Source organism: Hymenobacter segetis, from assembly GCF_054776495.1.
The window spans coordinates 511,484-525,647 of the sequence record NZ_BAAHBV010000002.1; the positions used below are offsets into that span (position 1 = coordinate 511,484).

The window sequence follows — 14,164 nt, forward strand, 5'->3', positions numbered from 1 at the left end:
AAACATACCCTCAGCTTTCCTGGAAAGCACAGGATGCAATCCGATTACAAAACGGTTACCTTGCCGGGCAACTTGGGAGCAGTCTGAGTAAATCAGCCACCCCCTAAGTTGTCCGTTTACAGTTTCCGGCCTCCTTCTTTCTGCATCTAAATCCCACCCAAACATGCAGGCTTCACACGCCCTCAAGTGGGCTTTCCGCTTTCTTTTCTTTCTGCTCTTGGGGATAAGTGCGCAGGCCCAGGACGTAGCGCCCAGCGCCTTCCGCTTCGAGCACCTGACCGTGGACCAGGGCCTGTCGCACTCCGACGGCATGGCCGTGGCTCAGGACCGCGCCGGCTTCATCTGGGTGGGCACCAACCGGGGCATCGACCGCTACGACGGCTACCACCTCAAGCAGTACATGCTGCCCATCAATCCGCACAACGGCGTGTCGGGCAACCGCATCAAGGCCCTGCACGTGGCCCCCGATGGCCGCCTGTGGGCCGGCACCGAGCGTGCCGGCCTGGGCCTCTACGATGCCGCCGCCGACCGTCTGCTGAACTACAACGAGCAGCAGGTACCAGCAGCTTTTCGCCCGCTGATGCAACGCCTGTCGCAGTGCAGCATCGCCGCGCTGGCTTCAGATAAGCAGGGCCGGCTCTGGGCCGGCACTCCCACCGAGGGGCTGTTTATGCTGAATTTTGACCAACAGGGCCACCTCCGCGAACTGCGCCAGGTGCCGCCGCCAGCCAGCAAACCCGCTGAGCAATACAATGTAACCAGCCTGGCCACCGATGCGGAAGGCAAGGTCTGGGTGGGCACCTTCAACCACGGCCTGCGCGTGATTCGGCCTGAAAACCAAGACCTGATGGCTGAGCCCACTGAGCTAAATCAGCCGGTGCGCGTGCTGCACATCGACCACCGCGGCGACCTCTGGATTGGGGCCGACCAGCAGGTGCTGTGGGTGAGCGCGGCCAACCGCCGCACCGTGCGCGAGCTACGCGCCCACCCGCAGCCGCAAACCTACCCTGTTCTGCAAGCCCTGAATCTGGACTCGTTTGGACGGCTTTGGGTAGGCACTATTTATGGCCTGTACGTGTGGGAGGCGGGGGCCGTGACCGGCACGGCCCCGCCGCTGCGCCCCGCCCCCACCCTGCTGCTGCCGCAGGATAATGAGCCTTTCGGCATCAACTCGGAGCGTATTCACCAGATTTTTGAGGACCGCAACCAGATAATGTGGCTGTGTGCATCAGCAGGTGGGCTGAATAAGGTGGACCTGCGGCAGAAGCCGTTTGGGCGGCTGCGCCAGCAGCTGGCAGGCGGCTCCACGCTGGCTAACAACTATATCAACACCGTTTATAAGGAGGAGGGGCGCAACACTCTGTGGTCGGGCACCCGCAACGGGGTGTATGGCTACGACTTAGCCCACCACACCACCCACAGCTACCTCAACCAGCAGTGGGCCGGCGCGACCCGCGGTGTCGATGTGGCCTCCACTTTCCAGACCCGCAACGGCACCCTCTGGTTTGGCACGCGCACCAACGGACTCAGCAGCCTCACGCGCAGCGGCGGCCGCGAAACCCTGCGCACCTACGGCCAGCTGCCCAACGGCCCCGACCTGACCAGCGCCAGCGTGGAGGCCATGGCTGAGGACCGGTTTGGCACGCTGTGGGCGGCCACGTTCACGGCCGGCCTGGTGCGCCTTAGCCCCGAGGGCAAGTTTCTCGGCGCGTACCGCAAGGGCCACAGCGCTTTGCCCACCGACCAGTTTACCTACCTGCTCTACGACCGCCGCCAGGACGTGCTCTGGGCCAGCACCGTGGATGCGGGCCTGCTGAAACTGCGCGTCACGGCTGATTCTTTGGTGCTGCTCAAGCAGTTCAAAGCCACGCCGAGTTCGGCCGACGGCCTGCGTGTGAACTACATATGGCCGCTACTGCTTGATGAGCACGGCACCCTCTGGATTGGCACCATCGGCGGCGGCCTGCACCAGCTCACCGCCGATGCGCGGGGCCGCGAAACGGTGCGCAGCCTCGCCAAGTATCTGCCCGAAACCGACGTGGAAAGCATCCTGGCCGATGATGAGGGTCACCTCTGGATTGGGGGTACCGGCCTCTACCGCTTCACGCCGGCCACCAAAAGCTACCTGCGCTACGACGTGGCCGACGGCCTGCAAAGCAACGCCTTCAAGATTGGGGCCGCCGCCCGGGCGCAGGACGGCACGCTGTATTTCGGGGGCATCAACGGCATCAGCTACTTCCAGCCGCACGCCATTCAGCCCAATCCTTACGCGCCGGTAGTGCAGCTCACGGGCCTGCGCATTGCCAACCAGCCCGTGGCCGTGGGCAAGCCCTTCAACGGCCATATCGTTCTGCCTCAGCCCTTGTCGACTCCCCAAACGGTGACCATCCGGGCTTCGGAGAATGACTTTTCGGTGGAATTTGTGGGGCTGAACTACGCCAACCCGCAGAAAAACCGCTACGCCTACCGGCTGGTGGGCTACAACCCGGATTGGGTGTACCCGGCCCCCGGCCAGCGCACGGCCAGCTTCGCCAACCTGCCGCCGGGCCAGTACACGTTTGAGGTGAAGGCCAGCAACGGCGAGGGCGCGTGGTCGAAAAAAGCCGCCACCATGCAGTTCGATGTGCGCGCACCGTGGTACAAAACCGGCTGGGCGTATGGCCTTTATGCCCTGGTGCTGCTGGGCGGGCTGGCGCTGTACCGCCGCATCGAAATTGCTCAGCAGAAGCTAAAAAACCGGGTGGCGCTGGAGCAGTTTCAGACTGAGAAGGAGAAGGAGCTGACCGGCCTCAAGCTGGGCTTTTTCACCAACGTTTCGCACGAGCTGCGCACGCCGTTAACCCTGATACTGGGGCCGATGGAGGAGATAATGAGCAGCCCCGGCCCGGTGCCCAACCTGCGCGACAAAGTGGGCCTTATGCACAAGCAAACCCGCAAGCTGCTCGACTTGGTAAACCAGCTGCTCGACTTCCGCAAAGTTGAAACCGGCAACGTGCCCCTGCGCGCCAGCTACGCTGATACCGTGCAGTTTATCACCGACCTCTACGCCACCTTCCGCCTCAAGGCCGAGGAGCGGGGCGTACGCTACGTGCTCGACCTGCCCACTGACCCCGTGCCGCTCTACTTCGACCGCAGCAAGCTGGAAATCATCCTTACCAACCTGCTGGCCAACGCTTTCAAGTACACCCGCCCCAACGGCCGGGTGGAACTGGCCGCCACGCCGGTGGGAAACCCCGGTGGCGAGGCTGTGTACACCAAGGGCCGCCTCACGGGCAATTACCTGAAAATCACGGTAGCCGACAACGGCGTGGGCGTCAAATACTACGAGTTGGAGCGCATCTTCGACCCCTATTATCAGGCCTCGCATACCAACACGCTGCGCATGACGGGCACGGGCATCGGCCTGTCATTGGCCCGGCAGTTTGCTGAGCGGCACGGTGGCACGCTCACCGCTTCCAGCGGCGAAGGGCTGGGCACCACGTTTGAGCTACGCCTGCCCTTCGGCCGGCAGCATTTACAACCCGAAGACATTCAGAATGAGGAGACTATGCCGGATGCCAGCCCGGCCGAGTTGGCCCCGTTGCCCGCCGAAATCGAATCCGAAACTGCCCCATTAACTGAGCCGGAGCTAACCGAAATTGAGCCCGCCACCGCCCGCCTGCCGCGCCTACTGGTGGTGGAAGACAACGACGAGCTACGCACCTACCTGCACCAACTGTTTGATAGCGAATACGAAGTCCTGACCGCCGAAGACGGCCTAGAAGGCTGGGACAAGGCCTTGGCCCAGCTACCCGACCTCATCATCTCGGACGTGATGATGCCGCGCAGCGACGGGCTGGAGCTGTGCCAGAAAATCAAGCAGCACCCCAAAACGGCGCACATCCCGGTGCTGCTGCTCACGGCCCGCACAGCCGAAACCCACGAGCTCGAAGGCCTCGGCATGGGGGCCGATGAGTACATGAGCAAGCCCTTCAATCCCAGCATCTTGCAAGCCAAAGCCAGCACTCTGCTGCGCAACCGCCGCAAGCTGCACGAATACTACCAGCGCCACATCCTGTTGGAGCCTACTGAAATTGTGGTGGCCGATGCCGACCGGCAATTTCTGGAACAGGCCATGGCCGTGGTGGAGCAGAACCTCGACAACTCCGAGTTCAGCGTGCAGGTACTGGTGAAGGAAATGGCCATGAGCCAGTCGGTTTTCTACCGCCGCATCAAGAGCATCACAGGCCAGACGGCCGTGGAATTTATCCGCGACGTGCGGATGAAACGCGCCGCCCAACTCCTGGCCCAAACCCAGATGCGTGTGTCAGAAATAGCCTTTGAGGTGGGTATTGAGGACGCGAAGTATTTCCGCAAGGCGTTCCAAAAAATCTATAACGTGTCGCCTTCCGAATATGCCAAGCAGCACCGGCAGGGCCGGGAAGCTGCGTCGGCGGAAGCGGTGGGGTGAGGTGGCGGCGTCAGGGTGCATACCGCATCACGTCCCACTTGATAATCAGCACTCCTCCAAACCCCCAGACGAAAACCGCCCCTCTAATCTCCCAAAACGTCCCCGCCAAATCCCGACGTGGCACCCTAGTATTGCGGTCAGATTTCGCCGCCGCCAAATCCAGCCGGCCTCACTCCCCCGCCCCACCCATATGCTCCTTTCTCTTCGTCCGCTGGCCTGCGGGCTGCTGCTGGCCCTGGGCCTCGGCCGCGCCGGCCACGCCCAAGAAATGACTGCCGCCGACAAGGCCGTTTTCAAGCCCAAGTTCATCAAGCAGCAGTTGCTGAAAGCCACCAAGTGGCAGCTGGCGCACCCCAAGCATAAGGTCACCGACTGGACCAACGGCGCGTTCTACTCCGGCGTGTTTGCTGCGTACCAGACCACCAAGTCGAAGCTGATTCTCGACTCGCTCATGGCCATGGGCGAGCGCACCAAATGGCAGCCCGACCGCCGCTACGACCACGCCGACGACATTGTCATCTGCCAGACCTACCTCAACCTCTACCGCCTGAAAAAGGACCGGCGCATGATTGAGCCCACCCTGGCCGTGGTGGAGAAATTCCGCACCGTGCCTGGCCCGGAAGTGGCGAAAAACGGCATTGCCTGGTGGTGGTGCGACGCCCTTTTTATGGGTCCGCCCGTGCTGGTGAAGCTGGGTTTGCTGGATAACCAGCCCAAATACGTGGCACTGAGCGACACGCTGTATCAGCAAACTTACCGGCGGCTGTTCAACCATCAGGAGCACCTGTTTTCGCGCGATGCCTCTTATCTGTGGAGCGAAGCCGGCGAGGGCAAAAAGGAGAGCAACGGCCAGCGTATTTTCTGGAGCCGGGGCAATGGCTGGGTGATGGGCGGCCTGGTCCAGATTCTCCAGGAATTGCCCGCAAACCACCCCACGCGGCCGTTCTACGTGAATTTGTTCAAAGAAATGAGCGCCCGGCTGGTGCAGCTGCAGCAGCCCGACGGCTTGTGGCGCTCCAGCCTGCTCGACCCGGCCGCCTACCCCGGCGGCGAAACCTCAGGCTCGGGGTTCGACACCTACGCCATGGCCTGGGGCATCAACAACGGCATTCTCGACCAGGCCACCTACCTGCCCGCCGTGCAAAAAGCCTGGGTAGCGCTCAATAAAGTGGTATCGCCCGAAGGCCGCGTGGGCTGGGTGCAGCCCATCGGGGCCGACCCACGCCGCGACTTTTCGGCCGAGAGCTGGGAAGTGTACGGCACCGGGGCCTTCCTGCTGGCCGGCTCGGAAGTTATCAAGCTCAAGCGTTGATTTAGCGCCCTTCCAGCCCTGCTACCTATGAAGCGACGCTCATTTATTACCGGAGTTGGGGCCGGCCTGTCGGCGCTTTCGCTGCCAGCGGTGGCGCGGCCCATCGAGGCCACGCTGCCCCCCAAACCAGTGGCCGACCGCGACTATTGGATGACAATTTTGCTGCGCATCGTAGAGCCGGTTCTGAAAGCCGGCGCCGAAGGCACGCTTAAAACGGCCATGCCCGTGGAATCGGCCGCCGGGCAGCAGGACGGCCGCCGCCGCGTCACGCACCTCGAAGCGCTGGGCCGCACCCTGGCCGGTCTGGCCCCCTGGCTGGAACTGGCCGACGTGCCGGCCGCCGAGCAAGCCCGCCAGCAGCGCGCCGCCGAACAGGCCCGCCAGTCCATCGCCCACGCCGTGGACCCGCAGTCGCCCGGTTTTCTGAACTTTACGCAGGGTGGCCAGCCCGTGGTGGATGCGGCTTTCCTGGCTCACGCGCTACTGCGGGCACCTACGCAGCTATGGGAGAAGCTGCCCGCTGCCACGCAGCAGCAACTGGTGCAGGCACTGCAAAGCAGCCGCGTTATCAAGCCGGTGTATAGCAACTGGCTGCTTTTCAGCGGCATCATTGAGGCGGCATTGCTCAAATTCACGGGCAGCGGCGACCTGATGCGGATGGACTACGCCATCAAGGAGCACCAGACCTGGTACAAGGGCGACGGCACCTACGGCGACGGCCCCGATTTTCACTGGGACTACTACAACAGCTACGTCATCCAGCCCATGCTGCTGGATGTGGTGGGCACGCTGGTAGCGGCCGGCAAGGAAAACAAGGAGCTGCTGGAGCGCCTCCAGGCCCGTGCCCGGCGCTACGCCGCCGTGCAGGAGCGGCTGATTGGCCCCGATGGCTCATTTGCGGCCTTCGGGCGCTCGCTGGCGTACCGCTGCGGGGCCTTTCAACATCTGGCCCAGGTCAGTTTGCAGCAATTATTGCCGGCTGAGCTGCCCGCCGGGCAGGTGCGTAGCGCCCTCACGGCCGTTATTCGCCGCACGATGGAGCCCAAAGGCACGTTCGACGCGCAGGGCTGGCTGCAAATCGGGCTGTGCGGGCACCAGCCGGGCATCGGCGAAACCTACATTTCGACAGGCAGCCTGTACCTATGCACCACCGCCTTTCTGCCGCTGGGGCTGCCTGCGAGCGACCCATTCTGGACCAGCCCGGCGCAAGACTGGACTGCCCGCCAAATCTGGTCGGGCCAGGATGTGAAGACTGACCACGCGCTGTGAGGCCGGCTGGCAAGCACGGTAAGCTCGCGCCATGTCTTTCTACTAAGCCAGCGGCTTCACCAGCTTGATGGGCAGCCGCGCAGTCGTCCCCGGTGCATCCACCAGCAGTACGATGGCCGGTTTATGTTCGGCGTGGGCGTACTGCAACGTCTCGGCCGAGCCGCCGCGGGCCAGCGGGGCAGTCGAATCCAGGTTGAGGGCCGCGTTGTAGTCGGCTTGGGTGCAGGCCACGAGCAGCACGTCACAGGCGTGCACGATGGCGAAGGCCGTTTCGGCAAACCGCTCGTCGCGGTCAGCGCTGGTGCCGACGATGCGCACTTCCTGCACCGTTGGACCTTTCAGGAGGCTTTCTGAGTGGGCCATCCGGGAGCGAACGGCGGGGTCGGTGGCGGCCTCATCGCCCAGGCAGAAGTCGGCGGGCAGGAAGAAACCGGCGGGCGGCGTGGGCAGGAATATTAGTTGCGCGTAGGCCGGGCGGCCGGTGGCGGCCGGCCGGCTGCCCCGCTCCGCCATTAGCTCCACAAACACGGTATCGGCCCCCAGCGCCAGCGACGATATGCCCAGCAGCTCACGACCGGGATTTTCGGCTTCTAATTGGTCGAGCACCTGCGCGAGCGTGGCGCGCAAAGCCCCCTCCCTCCCCGGCGGCAGCAGGCGCTTGCCCACAAAGCCAATGGCTAAGACGCCACTAGTCAACGCACTGTTATTTGGCATATTATCGACCATATTGAGGAGCAGCAAAAAGCTGCGCCGGAGCAGCAAAACATATTAACCCGAGTTCAGGCCGGCCGGCGGCAGAACCGGAAACAGGTTCTTCTACGGCTGGCACCGACCAGGGTCAACTGCTTTTCTCAGTCCGCCTCTCCGCAAAACGCGGGCAACTGCTACCTTGCACCTCGGCTATATAGGATAAACCCCACTCTATTTGAGATGGCAGCAACTTTAGGCCGATTTCTTTTCCAACGCTACCCGCCTTATGGCCGCCCTGCTACCCGAGTTCGAGTACGATATTTTCATCAGCTACCGGCACAACGACAACCTGTTCGATGGCTGGGTGACCGAGTTTGTGGCCCGGTTGCAGGAGGAGCTGGCGGCCACCATCAAGGAGCGGCTGAGCATTTATTTCGATAAGGACCGCACCGACGGCCTGGGCGATACGCACATGGTAGGCCCCAGCCTGGCGCACCGCCTGCGCTCCTTCATCCTGATTCCGCTCATCTCGCAGACCTACTGCGACACCACGCGGTTTTCGTGGCAGCACGAGTTTCTGCCCTTCCTCCAGCAGGCCAGCGCCGACCGCCTGGGCCTGCACCTGCGCCTGCCCAGCGGCAACGTGGGCTGCCGCATCCTGCCCCTGCGCATCCACAACCTCGATGCCACCGATGTGCAGCTGCTGGAGCACACCATGGGCGGCCCGCTGCGCACGATAGACTTCGTGTACCAGGACCTGGGCGTGAACCGCCCCCTCCGCGCCAAAGACGACGAGCTGCCCCGCCCCACCGGCGGCCTGCTCTACCGCAACCAAATCAACAAAGTAGCCAACGCCATCAAGGAGCTGGTGGCCGCCGCCAAGCAACAGAGCGCCCCCGCAGCAACAACCCCGGTGGCACCAGGGCTGCAGGATGCGCCGGCCTGGGCACCGCCAGCCGCGCCGGTATCGGAGGCAACACCAACTGCTCCTGTTGCTTCGGCCCCGCCAGTCGCCGCGCGCGCTAACGGCCCGGTGGTTTTCCTGGCCTGGACCTCGAAGGAGCTGGCCGCCCGACGTGAGGAGCTGGCTTTGGTGTGCACCAAAGCCGGCCTGCATGTAGTCCCCACTTCTGATTGCCCGCTGGATGAGAACGAGTTCCGGCTGCGCACGCAGGAGGCGCTGGCCTCGGCGGTGTGTGCGCTGCACTTGTTGGGCAATGAGTTTGGCCGCCGGTTTGAGGACGACGACGAGTGCTCGTTCCCGATGTTTGCCTATCAGGAGGCGCGGCGGGTGGCCGGCAGCCGGCCGGCGTTCCGGCAGTTTGTGTGGTACTGCCCCGACGAGGCCCTGGCCGTGAAGCCCGCCCAAAAAGCCTTCGTGAACACCATCCGCAACGAACTCACCGAGCAGTGCACCTTCACGAACGCGCCCAGCGCCATGCAGCTGGTGGAGGACCTGCGCAGCAGCCTGCGCCAAGCGGCTCCGCCGGCCGCTGTCATTGAAAAAGAGACAGATATTTTCTTCGTTTTCAATGAGATGGATTTGGAAGAAGCCAATGCCATCACCGACCGGCTGAGCGAGGAATTCCCGCTGGAAATCCTCACCATTGAGCCGGATAGCGAGGATTTGTACAAGGACATCACGGTACGGGCCATTCCGAAAAGCAAGCTGGCGGTGGTGTATTTCAAGCACAGTGCTGGCTGGGCCCTGCCCTTCGTGAAGCAGGTGTGGCGGCTGGTGGGCGGGGCGGGCTCCACCACGCCCATCCTGTTTGTGGGCGAAGACGACCCGGTGCTGAACCGCATGCACGGCTTCAAGGCCCCGAAGGTCATTTCGCGCATTCAGCCGCATCTGGGCGTGAGCGAGGAAGTGCGGCGCGTGTTCCAGCAACTCAACCTGCCGGCCTAAATGGACGCTTCCACCGCCGCCGCGTCGTCCCTGTTCGGACTCGACGCCCCCATTTGCCCCTACACCGGGCTGCGCACTTTTACCGAAGACGAGGCCATTTATTTCCGGGGCCGTGAAGCTCACGTCGCCAAGTGCCTGGATCTATTGGCCGAGCGGCGGTTTGTGATGATAACCGGGGCGTCGGGCGATGGCAAGTCGTCGCTGGTGTTTGCCGGGCTGCTGCCCGAGGTGCGGGCCGGCTTCGTGCGGGCGCGCTACGGCAGCTGGGCCGTGGCCACCTTCCGGCCCGAGCGCAGCCCCTTGCGCAACCTTTCGCAGGCGCTGGCCACGGCCCTGCGGCTGCCCGGCCACGGGGCCATCGAGACCGAGCTGGAGCAGGGGTTTTCGGCGCTGGTGCAGCTTTATAAAACGTCGGCGCTGTGCCCCGCCCCGCCCCCACCGGGCCTCAGCCCGGCCGAGGAGCGCCGCCACCAGCGCGAAGCCGCCAACCTGCTGATAGTCGTCGACCAGTTCGAGGAGTTCTTCACCAACCCCGAAAACTACGACGGCGAAACGCCCAACGCGGCCGCCCAAACCGTGGTGAACCTGCTGCTGGAAACCACCCGCCTGGCCCGGGCCGAGGGCCTGCCCATCTACATCGTGTGCACCATGCGCTCCGATTTCGTGGGCCAGTGCGCCGAGTTCCGGGGCCTGATTGAGCAGATTGGGGCCAGCCAGTATTTCGTGCCCCGGCTGGTGCGCCACGAGTTTGTGGAAGTGATTCGGGAGCCGGCGCTGCTCAGCGGCAACCGCATCAGCGAGCGGCTGGTGCAGCGGTTGCTCTATGACATCGGCCACGGCCAGGACCAGTTGCCGGTGCTCCAGCACGCGCTGCGCCGCATCTGGCTGGCCGCCGATGAGGGCCGCGAGGAAATGGACCTGCTCCACTACGCCATGGTGGGCGGGCTCAGCGACGAGCTGCCGGCCGAGGACCAGCCGCGTTTTGCGCAGTGGCAAACCACGCTGCCACCCCAGCAGCGCGATTTTCTGCTGGCCAACCCCTCGCTGCTCAACGTGCTCGATGCCCACGCCAACCAGCTCTATGCCGAAGCCAACGAGCTGTACAACCGTGACTTCAGCCCCCCGCTGTCGCCAGGCACCGCCGAGCGGGTGATTGAGCAGACCTTTCGGGTACTCACGCGCACCGATGGCAAGCGCGTAGTGCGCAACCGCCTCACGGGGGCCCAAATCACGGCTATTATCGACGACGAAAACCTGCCCTGGCCGGTGGTGTGCCACATTCTGCGGCCCTTCCGGGCGGCGGGCACCACCTTTCTCTCCCCTTTTCTGAGCGAAGACGATGACGACCGCGCCGTGCTCCCGCCCGATGCCGTGCTCGACCTCACCCACGAAAGCCTGATTCGGAACTGGCAGCACCTGGCCCGCTGGGCCAGCGCCGAGGCCGCCGACGTACGAATCGCGGAGAATTTCCGGCAGCAGGCGGGCCGCTGGCAGGCCAACGATGAAAGCCCCGGCTTCCTGCTGCCCATTGGTCTGTATACCTTTTTTGCCCAGTGGCACGCCGGCAAAAAAGGCGCGGCCAACTGGCTGGCCTATTACCTCGAAGCCAGCCCTACGGCCGATGCCACGCTGCGCGAAGAGCAGGCCGCCGCCCAGAACGACGTGCTTACGCGCTACCTCCGGGCCAGTCGCCGCCGCCTGCGGGTGCCGCTGCTGGTGGCGCACTACGGCGCGTGGCGGCTGGCGGCGGCCGTGCTACTGCCGGCGCTGCTACTGGCCTTGGTGTGGCTGGGCGTGCGCCACCGCCGCCAGCAGAGCGACTACGTGACCTACTCCATCGTGAACGGCTATTTCGACCGGGACCGGGAGTTTCAGAAGCCGCCGTTCATCGCGGTGCGCGACATGGCGGCCTTTTTCATCAACGCCGACCGGCTCAAGAACAACCTCTACCGTCCCTGGCTCAGCGGCCGGGCGGCCCGCGACTACGCCTTCCCCCACATGCTTGATTCGCTGGCCAATGACACCCTGGCCCTGGACATTGAGCTGAGCATGTACGGCGGCCTCAGCAACGTGGAATACGACACGGTGGCGCGCGAAAACCCCTACATCCGGCCCGTGCTGCACGACCTGGAGCGCCGCCTGGCACGGGCTGGCAGCATTGCCCGGCCCACCGTCGGCGCGGCCACCCTCAGCGAGCCACAGCGGCGGGTGGCCGTGCTCACGGCCCGCACCATCATGGCCCTCACTCACTACTTAATATGGGACGAGCGGCATTCGGCCCGGCCGGTGCCAGGCCGAATGCCGCTGCCGGAGCGCCAGCACTTCGCAGCTACCAAACAACAGCTGTTGCGCAACCTGCGCGATTATGTGCAGCAGGAAATTCAAACGCCCACTACGGCGCTGCCCGCGCCCAGCCCGGTGGCCTTCGGCTTTTGCCTGCGCGTGCTGCTGGGCCAGGGCACCGATGGCCCCGCCGAGCTGACTTTTCTGACTGGTTTGAGTCCATTTGACCCCGGTACCGTCGGGCAGTTCAACCGGCTGTTTCCGCCCACGGGCACGCTGTATGCCCGCGAGAGCCGGACCCCGCACAGCGGCGGCTATCTCACGGCAGCGATGGCCTTTGCAGCCCTGCGCCAGCTGCCGCAGCTGGCCCAATGCCTGGACACCATGCGCCGCCAGCCCCTCACCCTCACCGATGCCAACGGCGGCATTGCCCTGGTGCCGTATCTGGTGAAATACGAGCTGCTCACCCCCGCCAACACGCACCAGCTGCTGAATGCCTGCGCACAGGTGGGCGGCGTCACCTTCAATGAGTTATTCGCGGCCACCACGTACAGCCTGCTCAGCGTGGCCCCCGTGCAGCAGGTGTTCGATGTGAGCCAGAAGGCTACCATTGCCAACCTGAACCGGGCCGATGCCATCCGCCTCGGCGGCGTCGACCCCGGCTATTTGAACGCCGACCGCGTGAGCTTCTCGGTGCCGGCTGCCAGTCGCGACAAGGCCTGGGGGGCCCTGCGCGAGGCCAGCCAGGCCATTGCCCACCAGGAATCCATCTTCATCGAAAGCGAAGAGCACCACCTGGCCGATGGCGTACCGGAATCCTTCTACAAAATCCGCGACGAGCTGTTTTTGAGCGCTTTCCTGAGCAAGATGCAGGGCGCTTATCTGGCCGAAATAAAGCACCAGCCGGCGGCAGCACAGGCGTCGTTCGAGCAATTCAGCCGCACGCTTGGCCAACTCCAGCAGCACCTCGCGGGCCAGGATGCGCGCTCCCGGCGAGGCCGCGCTGCCCCGAATGCCAAGCATAAAAACCTCCATCAGATTAACTCTTTTGAGTGGAATCTGGCCCCGACCCAACTCTCGCACCAGCTAAGCGGCACCACGGTGGCGAGCACGGGTGCGCAAAGCCCATTGGTGTATTTGCAGCTGCCCATCCGCCCCAAAACCTTGGCTTTCGAAACCTACTATACTTGTTCGTTCGATGCATTTTTTCGGTATGAGCTGCAGCACGAAGCCCGCAGCGCCCGGCCCGACCGCGCCGTGGTGCAGCTTCTCGACAGCGTGGCCTTTGTGGAAGCAGCGTTGCCCGACCGCTACTCCAACGCCCGCACCAATTCGCTGTTTTCCGAAGCCCTGTCCCGCTCCGCCCAGTACCGGCCCAACCTGGCCTGGATTCGGGCCATCGCGCAGCCCGGCCTGCTCCCCGATAACGCCCGCCGGCGGCAGCGCAACGCCCTGCTGCTCCGCCTCTCCGAAACCTTGCAAAGCCACCGTGCGCTAACCCGCCCCGGCCTGCTAGACACGCTGCTCCCGCTCACCAAACGGCTTCGCGGCCAGCCCGCTTTCAGCCGAATCCCGCTGCAAGTAGCTTTCTCCGACCTGGCGACGGCGCTGGCGCACGAGGGCCAAGTAGCCGCCGCCTTCGCGCTGGCCGATGCGCTGGGCGAGCCCATGACCACCATCACCAAAATAAGGGCCAGCGAGCAGGCCATGCTCACGAATAACCAACGTGCCCAGCCCCTGCTGGATAAGTTCTTACACGACTACACCCTGGCCACCGTGGGTGCCTACGTGGGCGAGAAGCAGAAGGAAAGGCCGCGTCTGGTGTCCGGCAACCTGCTGTCCGTATTCTACTGGCGGCCCTACGCCATCGATAATCAGGCCGAGGTGCTGGTACCTTTTGCCCGGCGGCTGGTGAATTTGACTACCGACGAGCGCAACGCCGCCAACGACCTGTACGCCAAGTGCATCGGCTACAGCCTGGCCGACAGATGCTACGCGGCCAAAAGCCAGATGCCCGAATTTCAGGCCGTGGGCCTCGAAGACCTGGACTACAACTACATCCTGATGGGCTGGGCCCACCTGAAAACCACTACGCCCGGCGACGGCTGGCGCGAATACGACGAAATTGAGCTAACCACCCCCGCCGATTATAACGGCTCGGTGAACTAGCCGGCCAATGACGGCTGGCGCTTCATTCTGAGCCTTTATTTTTCCATTACCTTCTCAATTGTCCAGCTAAAACCCGTTACTT

General features: G+C 63.9%; 6 protein-coding genes. 5 read left to right on the forward strand and 1 reads right to left on the reverse strand.

Annotation, left to right across the window (positions count from 1 at the left end):
* The first annotated feature begins 163 nt into the window (after window positions 1-163).
* The 3 genes from ACYU70_RS12745 (at window position 164) to ACYU70_RS12755 (ending at window position 7,031) form a co-directional block, all read left to right on the forward strand.
* Complete coding sequence (locus ACYU70_RS12745; RefSeq protein ID WP_342301372.1) at window positions 164-4,450, forward strand: hybrid sensor histidine kinase/response regulator transcription factor; 4,287 nt, start codon at window positions 164-166, stop codon at window positions 4,448-4,450.
* A 190-nt stretch (window positions 4,451-4,640) separates the two neighbouring features.
* On the forward strand, window positions 4,641-5,762 hold the full coding sequence (locus tag ACYU70_RS12750) for a glycoside hydrolase family 88/105 protein (RefSeq protein WP_342301374.1): 1,122 nt from the start codon (window positions 4,641-4,643) through the stop codon (window positions 5,760-5,762).
* 27 nt (window positions 5,763-5,789) lie between these two features.
* On the forward strand, window positions 5,790-7,031 hold the full coding sequence (locus ACYU70_RS12755) for a DUF2264 domain-containing protein (RefSeq protein ID WP_342301375.1): 1,242 nt from the start codon (window positions 5,790-5,792) through the stop codon (window positions 7,029-7,031).
* Between the two features lie 42 nt (window positions 7,032-7,073).
* Here the strand turns inward: ACYU70_RS12755 and ACYU70_RS12760 are convergent, their stop codons facing one another.
* Window positions 7,074-7,745 carry a hypothetical protein gene (locus ACYU70_RS12760; protein ID WP_460616001.1) on the reverse strand — a complete coding sequence of 224 codons (672 nt, stop codon included), beginning with the start codon at window positions 7,743-7,745 and terminating at the stop codon, window positions 7,074-7,076.
* Window positions 7,746-8,007: 262 nt separating this feature from the next.
* On the opposite strand from ACYU70_RS12760, the gene ACYU70_RS12765 reads away from it, so the two are divergent.
* On the forward strand, window positions 8,008-9,630 hold the full coding sequence (locus ACYU70_RS12765; RefSeq protein ID WP_342301636.1) for a hypothetical protein: 1,623 nt from the start codon (window positions 8,008-8,010) through the stop codon (window positions 9,628-9,630).
* Window positions 9,631-14,082, forward strand: coding sequence for an ATP-binding protein (locus tag ACYU70_RS12770; protein ID WP_342301635.1), 4,452 nt, complete (start codon window positions 9,631-9,633; stop codon window positions 14,080-14,082).
* Window positions 14,083-14,164: the final 82 nt, after the last annotated feature.